The sequence below is a fragment of the Saccharibacillus sp. O23 genome (assembly GCF_002205895.1).
In the GTDB taxonomy this organism is placed as follows: domain Bacteria; phylum Bacillota; class Bacilli; order Paenibacillales; family Paenibacillaceae; genus Saccharibacillus.
The window spans coordinates 131165-147373 of sequence record NZ_NJDE01000004.1 but is presented as its reverse complement, the minus strand read 5'-3'; the positions used below and the strand labels follow the sequence as shown (position 1 = coordinate 147373).

The 16209-nt window shown below is 59.6% G+C and carries 14 protein-coding genes; 9 read left to right on the top strand and 5 right to left on the bottom strand.

All coding sequences use genetic code 11. The annotated features are described in order from the left end of the window. Positions 1-234 precede the first annotated feature (234 nt). Together CDO73_RS07070 and CDO73_RS07065 are read left to right on the top strand one after the other, a co-directional pair. Positions 235-993, top strand: coding sequence for a MerR family transcriptional regulator (locus CDO73_RS07070; RefSeq protein ID WP_088487813.1), 759 nt, complete (start codon positions 235-237; stop codon positions 991-993). 186 nt (positions 994-1179) lie between these two features. Further along, positions 1180-1917 carry a Bax inhibitor-1/YccA family protein gene (locus CDO73_RS07065; RefSeq protein ID WP_088487897.1) on the top strand — a complete coding sequence of 246 codons (738 nt, stop codon included), beginning with the start codon at positions 1180-1182 and terminating at the stop codon, positions 1915-1917. A gap of 153 nt (positions 1918-2070) precedes the next feature. On the opposite strand, the gene CDO73_RS07060 is transcribed toward CDO73_RS07065, so the two are convergent. From CDO73_RS07060 to CDO73_RS07045, 4 genes are all read right to left on the bottom strand, one after another. After that, positions 2071-3135: a hypothetical protein gene (locus tag CDO73_RS07060; protein WP_088487812.1), complete on the bottom strand. Its 1065-nt coding sequence runs from the start codon at positions 3133-3135 to the stop codon at positions 2071-2073. A gap of 71 nt (positions 3136-3206) precedes the next feature. Beyond that, positions 3207-3800 carry a hypothetical protein gene (locus CDO73_RS07055; RefSeq protein ID WP_088487811.1) on the bottom strand — a complete coding sequence of 198 codons (594 nt, stop codon included), beginning with the start codon at positions 3798-3800 and terminating at the stop codon, positions 3207-3209. Positions 3801-4024: 224 nt separating this feature from the next. After that, on the bottom strand, positions 4025-5782 hold the full coding sequence (acsA, locus tag CDO73_RS07050; protein WP_088487810.1) for an acetate--CoA ligase: 1758 nt from the start codon (positions 5780-5782) through the stop codon (positions 4025-4027). A gap of 222 nt (positions 5783-6004) precedes the next feature. Then, positions 6005-6394, bottom strand: a complete 390-nt coding sequence (locus CDO73_RS07045; RefSeq protein WP_088487809.1) for a tautomerase family protein — start codon at positions 6392-6394, stop codon at positions 6005-6007. A gap of 240 nt (positions 6395-6634) precedes the next feature. Here CDO73_RS07045 and CDO73_RS07040 point away from each other — a divergent pair, with 240 nt between their 5' ends. Both CDO73_RS07040 and CDO73_RS07035 read left to right on the top strand, forming a co-directional pair. Beyond that, positions 6635-7267: a GNAT family N-acetyltransferase gene (locus CDO73_RS07040; RefSeq protein WP_088487808.1), complete on the top strand. Its 633-nt coding sequence runs from the start codon at positions 6635-6637 to the stop codon at positions 7265-7267. Positions 7268-7325: 58 nt separating this feature from the next. Next, a complete protein-coding gene (locus tag CDO73_RS07035) occupies positions 7326-8507 on the top strand; it encodes an acetoin utilization protein AcuC (protein ID WP_088487807.1) in 1182 nt (393 codons plus the stop codon). A 373-nt stretch (positions 8508-8880) separates the two neighbouring features. Here CDO73_RS07035 and CDO73_RS07030 read toward each other — a convergent pair whose 3' ends face one another. After that, positions 8881-9972: a helix-turn-helix transcriptional regulator gene (locus CDO73_RS07030; RefSeq protein ID WP_088487806.1), complete on the bottom strand. Its 1092-nt coding sequence runs from the start codon at positions 9970-9972 to the stop codon at positions 8881-8883. Between the two features lie 233 nt (positions 9973-10205). On the opposite strand from CDO73_RS07030, the gene CDO73_RS07025 reads away from it, so the two are divergent. From CDO73_RS07025 to CDO73_RS07000, 5 genes are all read left to right on the top strand, one after another. Further along, the gene (locus CDO73_RS07025; protein WP_088487805.1) at positions 10206-11267 is read left to right on the top strand and encodes a class I SAM-dependent methyltransferase; all 1062 of its coding nucleotides are present in this window, start codon (positions 10206-10208) and stop codon (positions 11265-11267) included. Beyond that, the gene (locus tag CDO73_RS07020) at positions 11264-12454 is read left to right on the top strand and encodes a saccharopine dehydrogenase NADP-binding domain-containing protein (protein WP_088487804.1); all 1191 of its coding nucleotides are present in this window, start codon (positions 11264-11266) and stop codon (positions 12452-12454) included. The genes CDO73_RS07025 and CDO73_RS07020 overlap by 4 nt, the downstream gene beginning before the upstream one ends. Before the next feature lie 133 nt (positions 12455-12587). Then, positions 12588-14012, top strand: a complete 1425-nt coding sequence (locus CDO73_RS07015; RefSeq protein ID WP_088487803.1) for an NAD-dependent succinate-semialdehyde dehydrogenase — start codon at positions 12588-12590, stop codon at positions 14010-14012. Between the two features lie 222 nt (positions 14013-14234). Beyond that, entirely contained in the window at positions 14235-14657 is a 423-nt protein-coding gene (locus tag CDO73_RS07005) for a MaoC family dehydratase (RefSeq protein ID WP_088487801.1), read from the top strand. Positions 14658-14849: 192 nt separating this feature from the next. After that, positions 14850-16088 (top strand): DUF418 domain-containing protein, encoded by a 1239-nt coding sequence (locus CDO73_RS07000; RefSeq protein WP_179218613.1) that lies wholly within the window; start codon positions 14850-14852, stop codon positions 16086-16088. Positions 16089-16209: the final 121 nt, after the last annotated feature.

Below are 16209 nucleotides of genomic sequence, written 5' to 3'. Positions count from 1 at the left end.
GCGATTTAGCGAAAAACGTGTCCGTTCGGCCGTTTCGACCCGATCGAACCGCTTCGCATGACAGTTCTTGCCGCCGTCCCGCTGCTTTTCGATTTTCGGGCTGTCCGTTCGCGCGAGTGTACCGCGCGAACGGACAGCTTTTTGCGTTACCGAAAATTCCGACGAAAAAGCGCTTGACCCTCACGTTACGTGATGATTTATGCTCGAAGCAGAGCAGAAAGGAGGGAGACGATCTTGGGGTTTAGAGTCAAAGAAGCATCGAAGCTTGCGGGGGTCAGTATCCGCACGCTGCATCATTACGACGAAATCGGCCTGCTCAGACCGGAAACCGTATCGAAAGCGGGCTATCGGCTGTATGCCGACCGCGATCTGGAACGGCTTCAGCAGATTTTGTTTTTCCGGGAGCTTGGATTTCCGCTCAAGGAGATCGGCCGGATGCTGGATCATCCCGAGTTCGACCGGTTGGAAGCTCTGGAACTTCAGCGGAGGATGCTGCAAGAGAAGATGGAACATACGCGCCGCATGATCGCCAATATCGACCGAAGTCTTTTGCATGCCAAAGGAGAGATCGAAATGACGAACGAACAACGATTCGAAGGACTCGATTTTACGAATAACCCGTACGAACAGGAAGCGAGAGAACGATGGGGCGACGCCGCGATCGACGAATCGAAGCGCAAGCTGGCAAGCCGAACCGGAACGCCCGAACTTCAGGCGGAATTGCAGCAGGAATGGGATCGGCGGATGCAGGCTTTGGCCGAAGCGCGCCGCGAAGATCCGGCTTCGCCGAAAGCGCAGACGCTGATCGGCGACTGGTACGATTTCCTGCGCAATTTCGGCACGTATTCGTACGAAGCGTTCGCCGGACTCGGCCGGATGTACGCGCAGGACGAACGGTTTACGCAAAATATCGATAAATATGGCGAAGGCTTGGCGAAGTTCATGAGCGAAGCGATGGGCGTGTATGCTCGGGATCGCGGATTCGCAGGGTAAGACGGACGGTTCGGTCTTCGCAGACGAGGCCGTTCGGGCACAAACAGCGGCGCGGCAGAAAGGGCAAAACCCGGCTGCCGCGCTTTTTTGCCGAGTTCAAGCCCAAGTTCTGTTACCTTATGCTTCTTTTGACGTATAAGGAGACAGAGAAGGCAGCTGTTCATTACGAAAAAGAGGATGGTACAGATGGAATCGAGAAACCCGGTATTCGGCAAAAAAATGTTCGACCGCGCGCGAGAAGACCTGATCGGTTCGGGAGCGATGTCGCTCGGCGGCACGGTGCATAAAACGTTTATCCTGCTGCTATTGTTGATCGGAGGCGCGGCGTATACGTGGTACCGGTTCGATCAAGGGCAGGACGTGTACGGCATCATGATCGCGGGCGTGGTATTAGGATTGATCGCGGCGCTGGTCACGAGTTTCGTGCCGAAGATCGCGTTTATTACCGCTCCGCTGTACGCGATCTTCGAAGGTCTGGCGCTCGGCGCGATCTCGGCGGCGTTCGATCTGGAATATCCGGGTATCGCGCTGAACGCGGTGCTGATCACGGTCGGGACGTTATTCGCGATGCTGCTGCTCTACGTGACGAGAATCGTGAAAGTCACGCCGGGATTCCGGACCGGAATCATCATGGCGACGCTGTCGATCATGCTGGTGTATCTGTTCGATTTCGTCTTGGGCTTTTTCGGAGTGAACGTGCCGTTCATTCACGAATCCGGTCTGATCGGGATCGGCATCAGTTTGTTCGTGGTCGTGATCGCGGCGCTGAACCTGCTGCTGGATTTCGACTTCATCGAGCAGGGCACGCGCTCCGGCGCTCCGAAGTTCATGGAATGGTACGGCGCATTCGGCTTGATGGTGACGCTGGTCTGGCTGTACTTGGAAGTGCTGAAGCTGCTGTCGAAGTTCGCCAAACGGGACTGATTTTCTGTCGGAGACAGCAAGCGGAAAAAGAAACTTATCTACGCTGAAAAGGAAAGTCAGCCGACCATACGAAAAGCCCGAATCCGCATAGCTGCGGGTTCGGGCTTTGTTTGGCGATTCCGCGCGAAGATCCGTTTGCAACCGCCGAACTATTCAAGGCTTTTTCCGGCTATGGAATTCCGCGACGGCCGCGGCCAGCTTGCTCCTAGCCTGCACGAGTTCGCTCGGCGTGCTGCCGCGCTTCACCACCAGATTCGCTTCGTTGATCGCCCGGCGCAGATCGCCGAAAGCGGAAGCCGGATACTGGCCGGAACGGATGCCTTTGGGCAGATCGAGCAGTTTGCGCGCGGCTTCGAGCTCGGCGGCCAAAACGGCCTGCGGATTGCCGGAGGTCGGCAGCGTCTCGTAAGCGGACTTGACCTGCGCGAACGCGGATACGACCGCCTCTTGATCGCCGGAAGTCGCGAGCACGGCCTCCAAGCGCGAAACGGCATCGTCGAACCCGGCCGTCTGCGCTTCTGTCAGCGTGCCGGCGGTAAGGCGGTTCAGCACGTCGGTCCGATATTGGAACGTCTGCGCGAAGATCTCTTTCCGTCCGCTGCGGCGGTCTTCGAGATCGGCTCTGAAGTTGAGATATTTCCAGAAGATCTCCCAAGTCTCAGGCTCCCAACGCGAATCGGCGGTCAGCGCGTAGATCCGATCCCGCATCAGCGCGATCTCGTTCATGGCGTATTCGGCATCCGCTTCGCTCCATTGTCCCGGTTCGCTGCCGAATTCGAGATACAGATGAAGCTGCAATTCCATTTCGAACAAGGTGTCGTCGATGCCGTAATCCCCGTTGCCGATATACAAATCGATCGAAGGGAAGCCGTCGAACTTCTGCAAAGCGGCCGTCAGCTCTTCGCGGGTCGCGGCCGGATCGAAGGCGGCGTCGAACGCGTCGAGGCTGTCCTGCTTGAATACGGGATAATAAGGTTCGTAATCGTAGCCGTTTTTGTAAAATTCGTTGAACGCATACATGGCTCTGGCTTGCTTGAGCAGCAGCGAACGGTTCTCGTCGTCCAATCCGATTCCGGACGGCGGACGAATCTCGGAAGATTCGGCGGAAACGGACGGAAGACTTCGCGGCGCGGCGGCGGCGAGAGAGCCGAAAAGCAGCAGGACGGCGAGCAGCGAAACGGCCAACCGGCCGGATTTTTTGCGGACCGAAACGTTCAATAAATTCCCCTCCTAATCGAATAAAAATCGAAGGTGCGTAGACCATGCGATTCGTCTGTTCGTCTGTTCGTCTACGGATTCGGATGAGCGTAAAATTCTTCGGCTCCGATGATATATTCCTTGAAAATGGCATCGCGGTTTTCCCCGGCATTGACTCTGGCCAGAAGGGCTTCGTTTTGCTGAATATAAACATCGAGTTTTGCTTGCGAATATCCGCCGGGCGCGTCGCTTACAGGGAAATGCATGTAGAGATAGGTGAGTATTTTATGAAGGATGTACCAAGTGTCGGGGTTGCCTTTTTCGATATAATCGTCGAGGGAAAACTGGACGTATTTGAGAGCGCGGGACAACTGCGAAGGCGTGGAGTTCGCGCTTTGCGCGATCGAGGTCGTCTCGGAGATGATCCGGTCCGCATATTTCATTTGATAATCATCGCTTAACGATCCCCACATCGAAGACGGAGACATGCTGACGGACGCACGTTCGAATATCGAAATTTCGTACAGAAGCTGTTTACGGGCGGGATCGTCGGGCGAAGCGGGAGCTTCGCCTGCCGCATGCGCGATTCCGACGGACAAGGCCGGCGGCAGCGGAGCAAGCAGCAGCGGCAGGGCCAAGGAGACCGTAACGAGGCTCAGCAGCGTCTTTTTTTCTAACCTATTCAATTGGACATTCCTCCCGAAACTATGTATTTTAGTGCTTTAATAAACAAAAGGTTTTTCTTAGAAACATAAAAAGTAAAAAATAAAATCATATTCCATATCGGAAACAGATAAGATGGGTCGAACCGCGCGAATATGCCGTTATGCAAACGAAACAGCCCGTCCGCCGGGTCGGCAGAACGGGCTGTTTCTCATGTATGATAGGGCGACGCCGCGATCTTTTCCGGTCAATCTTCGATCGTCGACAAATCTCCGGCCGGAAGCTTAAGTTCCCAAGCCTTCAGCACGCGCCGCATGATCTTGCCGCTTCGGGTCTTCGGCAGTTTATCCTTGAATTCGATCTCGCGCGGGGCGGCATGGGCGGACAAGCCTTCTTTGACGAACTTGGTGATCTCCGCTTTGAGTTCGTCCGTCGCTTCGTAGCCTTCGCGCAGCGAAATGAACGCTTTGATCACTTCGCCGCGCACCGGATCGGGCTTGCCGATCACGCCGGCTTCGGCCACGGCCGGATGCTCGACCAGTTTGCTCTCCACTTCGAACGGGCCGACGCGCTCGCCGGACGTATTGATGACGTCGTCGATCCGGCCTTGGAACCAGAAATAGCCGTCTTCGTCCATATAAGCGGAGTCGCCGGAGATATACCAACCTTCGATCCGCGTGTATTCTTCGAACTTGGCGGGGTTGTTCCAGATCTTGCGCATCATGGACGGCCACGGCGTACGGATCGCCAGATTGCCCATCCGCAGCGGCGGCAGTACCTTGCCTTGATCGTCGATGATCGCCGCTTCGACGCCCGGAATCGGTTTGCCCATCGAACCCGGCCGGATATCCATCGACGGATAGTTGCAGATGAGCTGCGCGCCCGTCTCGGTCATCCACCACGTATCGTGGATACGCCGCTGATAGACCCGGTGTCCCCAACGGATGACTTCGGGGTTCAGCGGTTCGCCGACGCTCAGCACATGGCGCAGCGAAGACAGGTCGTAATCTTTGACGGCTTCGTCGCCCGCGCCCATCAGCATGCGGAAAGCGGTCGGCGCGCTGTACCAGACCGTGACTTTATAGCGCTGAAGCGTCTCGTACCAATCCTGCGGACTGAAACGGCCGCCGCGGATCACGTTGGTGACGCCGTTCAGCCACGGAGCGAAGATGCCGTACGAAGTTCCCGTTACCCAACCGGGGTCGGCCGTGCACCAATAGACGTCGTCCGGACGCAGATCGAGCACGATCCTTCCGGTATAAGCATGCTGCACCATCGCGCCGTGCACATGGTAGACGCCTTTGGGTTTGCCGGTCGAACCCGACGTGTAATGCAGGATCAGTCCGTCTTCGCGGTCGACCCATTCGATCTCGGCTTCCGTCGAAGCTTCGCGCATCAGCTTATTGAAGTCGGCAAAAGGCGAATCTTCCGGCAGCATGCTGCGGTCTTCGGCCGTCTCGCCGGTCGTCGACGAATCGACCAGAATCACATGCTTCAGCTCCGGCAGCTCGTGCGCGGGCACGCGTTCGGCCAGCTTCGGCGTGGTGATGATCGCGACCGCGCCGCTGTCCTGCAGGCGGTCTCGCACGGCCGTTTCCATGAACGCTTCGAACAGAGGACCGGCGATCGCGCCGATCTTGATGATGCCGAGCAGGGCGAAATACAGTTCCGGCGTGCGCGGCATGAAGATGAACACGCGGTCGCCTTTGCCGATGCCGAGGCTTCGCAGCATGTTGGCGGCCCGGTTCGATTCCTGCCGCAATTGCTCGAACGTATACGATTCGCTGCGCTGCGGGTCGCTGTAATGCAGGGCGATTTTGTCGCCCAAGCCTTCCTTCGCATGCCGGTCGATCGCTTCGTACGCCAGATTGATCCGGCCCGTCTCGTGCCAACTGAAACGCTTCTCTTCGTCCGCCCAATCGAACGCGCGCCGGGCCTCTTCGTAGTCGCCCAGATTGGACGTTTGCGTTTCGACGCCAATGATTTCTACCGTGTCCTTTTCCATAAGAGCCTCCAGTCGCCAAGAGAATAAGGGTTGCTGCCAAGCAAGCTTTCTTACAATCCTTACAAATGTAGCGCTTACAAGTAAAACGGTAAACGATAAAGCCGCGATGCGCAAGAGCGCGCCGATCTCCGAAGCGAAGAACGGCGCAGATCTCGGTTCCCTAACGTTTCCGGGCATGCATCGAATTTTCTGTATTATAACACAATCGCAGGCAAAATAAATTTACACGTTGACGCGGTAATTCAGCTTCAATTCGTCGCCCGGCACGCCGCGTATGCCCCAGTCGGATGCGGGGGTCTCGAAGATCGCGATCTCCAGATCGTTCGGGTGCAGACCCAAGTCTTCGGACGCGCGCTTGAACAGCAGTTCGATCAATTTCTTTTTGCTTTCCGCGGAACGTCCTTCGAACAGGCTGATCTCGATAATCGTGTAAGCTTCGGAACGATCGTCCGGAAACACGAAATCTTCGCGGTCCATCGGGAAAAAGCGATGAAACTTTTTCTCGGCAGGCAGCTTCAGCGCGTCCGTCATGCACGAATGCACGATCTCCGACAGCCTTTTTTTGTTGGCGTTCAATATTTCCCCGACGCCGTAAATCTTTACTTGTCCCATATTCTCCGCTCACCTTTCTCTTCTCGTCTCGGCTGGTCTTTTGCTTGCAAGTTTTGCTTGATTTCTCGTATACGAGTATAGCCGCTTGCGCCCGCGTTGTCATCCTTTGCGGCGGAGATGGCGTTCGCGAAGCAAACACGCTATGATAAAACCAGAATAAGGAATAAGCCGGGCGCCGATCCGCCTTACGGTTGCGGAGAGTCCGGTTCGACGTTTGCCGTCCGGGCGAAAGGAGGCCGCATGGAGCATATCAAACTTTTCTGCGAAAACACGATCGGAAGCTCGGAAGAACCGTTGGTCGTACAAGGGCCGATTCCGCCGGAGCGGTTGAAAAAGATGACGCTGCATCCGCAGCTCGACGCTTTTCGCCGTCCGAACGAACAGCACGAAGCTCTGGTCGAAATCGCGGAGCTGCCGGAAGGACGGATCGTGGCGGCGACTTCGGGCGATATCGTGGTCGGTTACGTGACGTTCCATTATCCCGACGAGTACGAACGCTGGTCGGAAGGGAAGATGGACGATCTGGTCGAACTCGGCGCGATCGAAGTTGCAAACGATTACAGAGGCCGAGGGATCAGCAAAAAACTGCTCGAGATCGCGTTTCGCGGCGGGCAGCTCGACAACGTCATCGTATTCACGACGGAATATTATTGGCATTGGGATCTGGAGAGCACGAAGCTCAGCGTCTGGGATTACCGCAAGATGATGGAAGACCTGATGAAGAACGTGGACATGGTCTGGTTCGCGACGGACGATCCGGAGATCTGCAGCCATCCGGCCAACTGTCTGATGGTGCGGGTCGGCAAAAAAGTGCCGCAGGAGTCGGTTGAAGCGTTCGATCGTTTGCGTTTCCGGCAGCGGTTCATGTATTAGGTAGGTTAGTTTGACGGATGCGTACAGAAACCGACAGCCGGAAGGAGGGAGCCGCAGCATGCGGGATGCCGTTTATATGTTTCATCCGAACTTTCTGAATTACGTATTTCATCAGGATCACCCGTTCGATCAGCGCCGAATCACGTTGACGCGGGATCTGCTGCGGACGGCGGGAGCTTTCCCGACGGAAGCGGAAGTGCTGCCGGTGAAGGACAGTCTGGACGAAGAACTGCTGCATGCGGTGCATGTGCCGGAATACGTCGAGCGGGTCAAAGCGCTGAGCGAACCCCGTCCGAGCGACGGAGCGATCGGCGACGCGCATAAATACGGACTGGATACCGAAGACACGCCGTATTTTCCGGGCATGCACCGAAGCGCGGAGATCGTCGCGGCGGCTTCCGTGGAAGCGGCGAAACTGGTTATGGAAGGCCAGACCCGGCATGCCGTCAATCTGGCGGGCGGGCTGCATCACGCGATGCCGCAGCGCGGTTCGGGTTTCTGCGTCTACAACGACGCTTCGATCGCGATCTCTTACATTCGGCAAAAATACGGCGCGAGGGTGCTGTACGTCGACACGGACGTGCATCACGGCGACGGGGTGGAAATGTCGTTCTACAGCGACCCCGGCGTCTATACGTATTCGATCCACGAGACCGGCAAATATTTGTTTCCCGGTACGGGGCTGGTCGAGCAGCGGGGCGAAGGCGAAGGGTTCGGCTGCACGGTCAACCTGCCGATGGAACCTTATACCGAAGACGATTCTTGGTTGGAGTGTTTCGGCAACGTGCTGGGCGACGTGCTGAACAAAGCGAAGCCGGACATCATCGTCAGCCAACACGGCTGCGATGCCCACGCGCTCGATCCGATGGCACACGTCCACTGTTCGATGAAGATCTACCGCGAGATGCCGCGCATGCTGCATAAGGCGGCGCACGATTATTGCGACGGCCGTTGGGTGGCGCTCGGAGGCGGAGGCTACGATATCTGGCGGGTCGTGCCGAGAGCTTGGGCGCTGCTGTGGATGGAGATGAGCGAACATCCGCTGCTCGAGCGGATCGACGCCGATCCGCATCTGTGCCTGCCGGAAGAATGGCTGCGGCGTTGGGGACCGAGAAGCCCCGAAGAACTGCCGGAGACTTGGCTCGACGATACTTCCCAGTGGAGCCCGATGCCGCGGCGCGCGGAGATCGAAGCGAAGAATCGGAAGGCGGCGGAGCTGGCGGCGATGTATTTGCGGTGAGAAAAGAAAAGCCGTTTGTTTCACTGACTTGAAACGAACGGCTCAGGCTGCCCTCGAAAGTCACGTAGGCGCGTGAAGCGAGCCGGCTCCAAGAAGAATTCGTTTCAGTCGCTTGTTGAAATCGAGAAAGGAATTGAATGTTCAGCGGAATTTTCTCGATTTCAAAGGCGAACGCTATCGCTCTTCCACTGAATTCTTCTCTCCACCGTCTCGCTTCTAGCTACGATTGCACTTTCTTGAAACGTTGAAGCCGTTTGTTTCACTGACGTGAAACAAACGGCTTTTTGAGTTGGATAGGATAAGAAGTTGGCTGATTCGGGAAGGTCGAGGCAGCATTGATCGAAAAATGCATGAATCGCCGCCGATTCCGAAGCTAGTTGAATCGCGAATACAGCTGCCAGACCAATTCGCGGCGGCTTTTGGTCCCGGTCTTGCGGAACACGGATTTCAGATGATCCTGAAGCGTATATTCGGACATATGCAGCGCCAGCGCCGCTTCTTTGCCGGAGAGGCCTTGAACGATCCGGTCGACCACTTCGCGCTCGCGCTCGGTCAAACCGAATGTCTCGGCGAGCACCGGCAAAATATCGGCCGGTCTGGCGCGCTCGACGGTGACGGCGAGCTGGACTTCGCCGGACGGGGTCTCCATCCGGCTGGCGCGGATGCCGACGTAGCGCCCGCCGGGCACGGGGACGCAGACCCGTGCGGCCGGATCGGCGCAGGAGCCGTCCTGCGGAGACGGCGACAAAGCGCGGGTGCAGACCGCGCGGACCGGACGCGGCATCACGTCCGGTTCGATCTGCTCGGCGCCGCGCAGCACGGCGAGCCAGCCTTCGGCCGAGGGACTCGCGGCCAGCAGCCGCAGGCGGTCCGACAGCACGAATACGCCGGATTCGCGCGGCAGCGGAAGCGGCTGCCCGGCGTCGTTCTCCGGCTCGTCGCCGCCGGGGAACGACGCCTGCCGCAGATAAGCGGCCATCTGCGGCAGCAGCGCCGCGACGAGGCGCACTTCGTCCTCCGAGAACGGAGGACGATCGGGCCGGCGCAGCAGCGACAGATGGCCGCAGCGCCGGCCGCGCGCCGTCAGCGCGGCGCGCAGTTCGTCGCCGAAACCGGCCGGCGACAGAATATCGCGGTAGCGGGCGCTCCGCTCGGGCCGGCCGCCCGAGGCCAGTACGAGGCCGGCGGCCGGAAGCTTCGCGGCCGCAAGCTCGTCGTAGCGGTTATAATCTTCGCCGCGGTATTCGTAATCGAACAGGCGGGGATGAATCGCTTCGACGACCGAGTCGGTTACCGAGCCGGTGCTCAGCCCGGTATCGCCGTCCACGCCGGTAAAACAAGCGCCGTCGAACGGTACGGCGTCCGCGAGCAGCGACAGGCAGGCGCTGCGGTAAGCGCGCGGGGACGGATGCCTTTCCGCGACCCGATGCAGCTTGCCCGATAGGCGGCTTATCGTATGATCCATGACCTTCCTCCTTGCAATTCCCTGATTTCTGGGATAGGCGCTCCGCCGTTTCTTCGGAATAATGAAAAGCGAGTTCGAGCCTGCCGACTTCATTATCCGTTATCCGACCCTGCATTTTCAACGTCGGGCGGAAACGGCGCGGCGTTTCGCTCGCGAACGGGCGATATCGCCGCGATCGGCGTCCGTGTCGCCGGATCGGCATCGCTGCTCGAACCGGAAAGGAGCGGTCGATCATGCAAAATCAATCCAAATATAAAGCTGAATCCGATAAGTTCGAAGGGCAGGGAATCCTCCGCTCGGCTGCGCGAGGATCGGCCGGCGCGATTGTCGGGTCCGACGCCGGATCGAATCCGGATTCGCGCTGGGAAAGTTCGCAGGCGGCTGCGTATTCGTCCTCGATTCCGGCCAAAATCCCGGGGTACGCGAATTTGTACGAGATGGGAGCGCGTCTGCTGAGCGCCGCCCTGAACGCGCGCGCCGAAGCAGTAGAAGAAGATACGGACGAGGAAGCCGAAGATCGGAACCCCCGCATCTTGATCGTCGGAGCGGGAGGCGGACAGGAGTTGGAGACGTTCGGCCGGGCGGAACCGGATTGGCGCTTTGTCGGCATCGATCCGTCGGCGGTCATGCTGGAGCAGGCCCGTCTGCGAATCCGCGGTACCGGCATCGAGAGCCGGACTGTGCTCGTTCAAAGCGAACTCGATCCCCCGGATCGGCAGCCGCTGCCCACCTCATCAAGTTCCGCCGAAGGCCATGCAGCGGCGCACGGATCGGTCCGGCTCGCTTGCGCGAAGAGCGGGACGGGCGCAGCCGCGCAGCCGGCGAGTTCCGATTCCGCAGAGCGCGAGACCGGTAGCGCGCCTTTTTTATCGCCCGCATCGGCCGAGACGGAGACGCGCGAATCCTTCGGCACGACCGCGTACGACGGCGCGGCCTGCATGCTGGTGCTGCATTTCGTAAGAGGCACGGACGCCAAGAAGAAGATGCTGCGAGCGATCGCCGAGCGGCTGAAGCCGGGCGCGCCGCTGCTGATCGCTTCGTTGAACGCGGATCTCGCTTCGCCGGCCTATTCGACGATGATGGAAGCTTGGCGTCTGCATATGCGCGCCGGCGGCGTCCCGGAAGAAGATTGGCGGCGCTTTGCGGCTTCGCTCGGTCCGCAGTCCGACCCGATTCCGGCCGCGGAAGTCGAATCCCTGCTCGAAGAATGCGGATTCGTTCGTCCGCAGCGTTATTTCGGCGCTTTTCTGATCGACGGATGGTTGACGTTTCGAAACGGAGGTGACGGGAAATGAACCATGAGCAATCGAACGCTTCCGTCAAAACGGACATCGTCGTGATCGGCGGATACGGAAGCGTCGGCCGGACGATAAGCCGGCTGCTGGCAGAACGTTTCCCCGGCCGGGTCTACGCGGCGGGACGCAATCTGGACGCGGCCCGGCGCTTTGCCGAAGAAACGGGCGGCGCCGTGAAGCCTCTGCATTGGGAGGTCGGTCCGAGCGCCGAAAACTGCGATTTGTCCGCCGCGGCCATGATCGTCATGTGCCTCGATCAGCCGAACACGGAGCTGATCCGCCGGTGTTTGGAAGAAGGCACGCAATATCTCGATATCACGGCCGAAGCCGATCTGCTGCATCAGGCCGAAGCATTGAAAGTGCCGAATCCTCGCGCCGCCGCTTTGCTTAGCGTCGGTCTGGCGCCTGGGCTGACCAACCTGTTGGCCGCCAAAGCGTCCGCGGCGCTGGAGCGAACGGAGCGAATCGAAATCTCGCTGCTGCTCGGACTCGGCGAAAGTCACGGCCGCGCCGCGATCGAATGGACGATCGACGGGATGGGCGCTCGTTTTGACGCGCCGGGCGCTCGTTTTGACGCGCCGGGCAGTCGATCGCCGCGCGGCGTCCGCTCGATGACCGACGGGCGAACCGCCGATTTCGGCGGCGAACTCGGCCGCAAGCGCGTCTATCGCTTCCCGTTCTCCGACCAATGTACGCTGCCCCGCACATTGGGCATCGTTGATATCTCCACGCGTATGGGCTTCGACGTGAGCGGCGTCTCCCGAACCGCTTCGGCGCTGCGCCGCCTCGGCGTCTTCGGGCTGCTGCGCTGGAAGCCGCTGCGCTCGGCTTCCGTCGCTCTGGCCGGCGCGCTGCACGCCGGCAGCGAACGCTTCGCCGTTCGCGCAGACGCCTACGGCCTGCGAAACGGCCGCCCGGCCAAAGCCTGCTGCACGATTCGCGGCGTCCGCCAATCGGATATCACTGCCCGCGTCGCGGCTTACGCGGCCGAAATGCTGGCCTCGCGCCCCGACCTGCGCGGCGTCCTGCATCTGGAAGAGCTGCTGGACGCGGATTCCGTCTGGTCCGCCGTTCGGACGCCGGAAGCGTCCGCGCTGGAATTCGAAGTGTCCGGCGGGCCTGCATCCGGCCGGTCCGAGGCAGCGCCCCGCGCCGCCGGAAGCCGCGCTTCCGATTCCGGCGATTGATTGGGCGCACGGTCGCACGGTGTATAATAACAAGGAAGCGGTTCGGCGAAGCGCCCTTCGCCGCGTTCGAGACCGGATCTCGACAGAACGGGCGGCTTCGCGGCCGACAGACTCAGGAAGGTGGCGCATACGCATGCAAGGCAAACTGTTGATCGGCGGCAGATGGATCGAGACCGCCGAGAAGATCGAAGTACGGAATCCGGCGAACGGAGAAATCGTCGGTTACGCGGCGCGCGCGACGGAAGAAGACGCGCGGGCGGCGGCGGAAGCGGCTGATGCCGCGTTTCCCGAATGGGCGGCGCTGGCCGCGCCGCAGCGCGCCGAGCTGCTGCTCCGATGGCATGCGCTGATCGCCGAGCATCGCGAAGAACTGGCGCGGATCATGACGCTGGAGCAGGGCAAGCCGCTGCGCGAAGCGGCGGGCGAGATCGATTACGCCAACAGCTTCATTCAATGGTATGCCGAAGAAGGCAAACGGGTGTACGGCGAGACGATTCCCGCTTCGTCGTCGAATAAGCGCTTGTTCGTGATCAAGCAGCCGGTCGGCGTGGCCGCGATGATCACGCCGTGGAATTTCCCGGCTTCGATGATTACGCGCAAAGCCGCGCCCGCGCTGGCCGCGGGCTGCACGGTGGTGATCAAGCCGTCCGAAGAAACGCCGTTCACGGCGCTGCGGCTGGCCGAATTGGCGCAGGAAGCCGGAATTCCGGCCGGCGTCGTCAATATGGTGACGGGGAACCCGGGCGAGATCGGCGGCGTCTGGCAGCAAGATCCGAGAGTGCGGAAGCTGTCTTTTACCGGATCGACCCGGGTCGGCAAAGAATTGATGAAAGGCGCGGCGGACACGATGAAAAAGCTGTCGTTGGAATTGGGCGGGCATGCGCCGTTCATCGTGACGGAACATGCCGATCTGGAACGCGCCGCGGACGGCATGATCGCGTCCAAGTTCCGCAACGGCGGGCAGACCTGCGTCTGCACGAACCGGGTCTACGTTCATGAGAGCGTCGCGGCCCGGTTCGAAGAATTGGTCGCGGCCAAAACGGCGGCGCTGCGAGTCGGCAGCGGCCTCGACGAAGGCGTCGATATCGGTCCGCTGATCAATGCCGCGGCCGTCGACAAAGTGCTGGCGCAGATCGAAGACGCCCGGGCCAAAGGCGCTCGCGTGCTGGTCGGAGGCGGACAAGGCGAGCAGGCGGGCAGCGGGCATTTCGTCCGTCCGACGCTGATCGCGGGCGCGACCGACGATATGCTCTGCATGAACGAAGAGACGTTTGGCCCGCTCGCGCCGATCGCGACGTTCCGCACGATCGACGAAGCGATCCGGCGCGCGAACCGCAGCCCGTACGGACTGGCCGCCTACGTGTTCACCGAGCGGATCGGCGAAGCGGTGAAGATCGCGGAACGGCTGGAATTCGGCATTGTCGGCCTGAACGATCCGCTCCCGTCGACCGCGCAGGCTCCGTTCGGCGGGTTCAAGGAAAGCGGACTCGGACGGGAAGGCGGCCGTTACGGCATCGAAGAATATCTGGAAGTCAAATATATTTCGTTAGGGCTGTAGTCCGCGAATCCGTCGTCCGGCGGCGCGTCGGTAAGGCTTGTTCGGCGCGCCGCCGAACGCTTATGATAGAAGGGTGAACCGGACAGACCGATCGGAAGCAGAAAAAAGCGGCATCCCGGAGAAGCGGGAGAGCCGCTTTTTCGCGCGCGAGTTCGCTTTCAAGCCGGCGTTCCTTCGTTCTGCCGTCCGGTCCGATCTCGAAACGTCGAAGGAGGCGAATCCATGAAATTTAGCGAATTTACGCTCGGCCGAGTATTCAAGACGAAGTCCGTGACCGTGACGCCGGAGAGCATCACGGAGTTCGCGGCCGTTTACGATCCGCAGTATATGCATCTGGACCCGGAGAAAGCGGCTGAGGGCCGCTTCGGCGGCATTATCGCGTCCGGCATTCAGACGATGGCGCTGTCGTTCAAGCTGTGGGTAGAGACGGGCGCTTACGGCGAAGAAGTCGTGGCGGGAACCGGAATGAACGATATCCGTTTTATCAAGCCGGTCTATCCGAACGACGAACTGAGGGTCGAAGCGGAAGTGATCCGGCTCGACGAGCGCCGCAGAAGCGGCATAGTGACGGTGAAGCTGACGACGTTCAATCAGAACGGGCAGCAAGTATTCGGCGGCGAACTGTCCGCATTGGTCGATAAGTAACAAAAAAGCGATCTTTTTGCGTTTTCATGCGTCTATCAGATAACAAACTTGTCATGCGATTGTTTCTTTAGAAGGAGGAGCGATTCGCTTGGCCTCTCTACAATGGATAACGTAATTCTACATATCTTGCCCGGGAGGCCGATTCGACGCCCGAATCGGAGCCTGGGCGGCAGAGAAAGGTTTGATCGACGCATGACTCAAGATAACACCGCGGAAGACGTTTCGCGCAAAACGCCGCATCTGAAAGCCGGCTCGGGCACTCCCGCCGGGCGCATCAACGTGCTCGACCAGCTTCGCGGCGTGGCGTTATTCGCCATTTTCCTGTGCAATCTGATGCATCTGACCGGAGCTTCGCTGGACGAAGGGGATCAAGTCGGCAATTTCCTCTGGAAAACGATCGACGTCTTGTTCGGCAACAGCTCGCGCCCGCTGTTCTCGTTCATGTTCGGCATCAGCATGATGCTGATCTTCGACGCCGCCGTTCGCAAAGGACGCCGTCCTTATCCGATGCTGCTGCGCCGGATGGCGCTGCTGCTCTTGTTCGGAGCGCTGCACGTCTTTGCGATCTGGGACGGGGATATCTTGTTCATGTACGCGCTGGACGGATTTATGCTGATGCTGTTCCTGTGGATGCCGAAGCCGCTTCTTCTGATCGCGGCGTGCGTGCTGTTTCTGTTCTCTTCGTACGAACTGCAAACGGCGATGCCTCCCGCGCTTCTGAACGCGATGCAGACGATCTCGCCGACTACGCTGCTGTACAGCGGCGTTTCTTCGCTGCCCGATCAGGACGCGCTGTTCTCGAATCCTTATTTCGCCACGTCGTTCGGCGAATTGGTATTGGCGATCGAACATCTGAGCTTCTTCCTGTTCGGCATGTACGCGTATCGCAGCGGATTATTCGTCCGTCTGCCTCGACGTCCGAAACTTTCCGCTTCGGCGGGAGCGATTCTGCTGCTGGCGGGCTGGTTCGGCAAATACCTTTACGACAGAGGCACGGACGACGTATGGCTGACCACGCTGCATCCGGTCGCCTGCTTCGCGGTCACGATCGGCGCGGTACTGCTGATCGTCGGACTGGCCGGACGCGAAGGCTCGCGATCTTCGCGGCTGTTGGAGCCGTTCCGGTCGGTCGGCCGCATGGCGTTTACCAACTATCTGATGCAGTCGCTCGTCTTCGTGACCTTGTTCAAAGACTCGGGCGAAGGATTCTTCGCTTCGATCGGCGTGATCGGCAGCCTGCCGATGGCGGCCGTCGTGCCGATCGGAATCGGATTTTTCGTCTTGCAGATGATCGTCAGTCATTATTGGCTGCGCCGATTCCTCTACGGTCCGTTCGAGTGGTTGTGGAGAGCGGGAACGAATCTGGGATGGCCGCCGCTGAGAAGAAAAAACAATCGGGCGTCGAACGCCGGAGAGACGCGTTCGGCTTGACGTTCGCGCAGACGCGATAACGAAGAAAGGATGACCGGAATGAATCAGCAGGAATACGGGGTTATCATCTCGTCGTTCGCGACAAGCAGCTGCTGATCGGCCGGCGCTGATCGTCCGAATA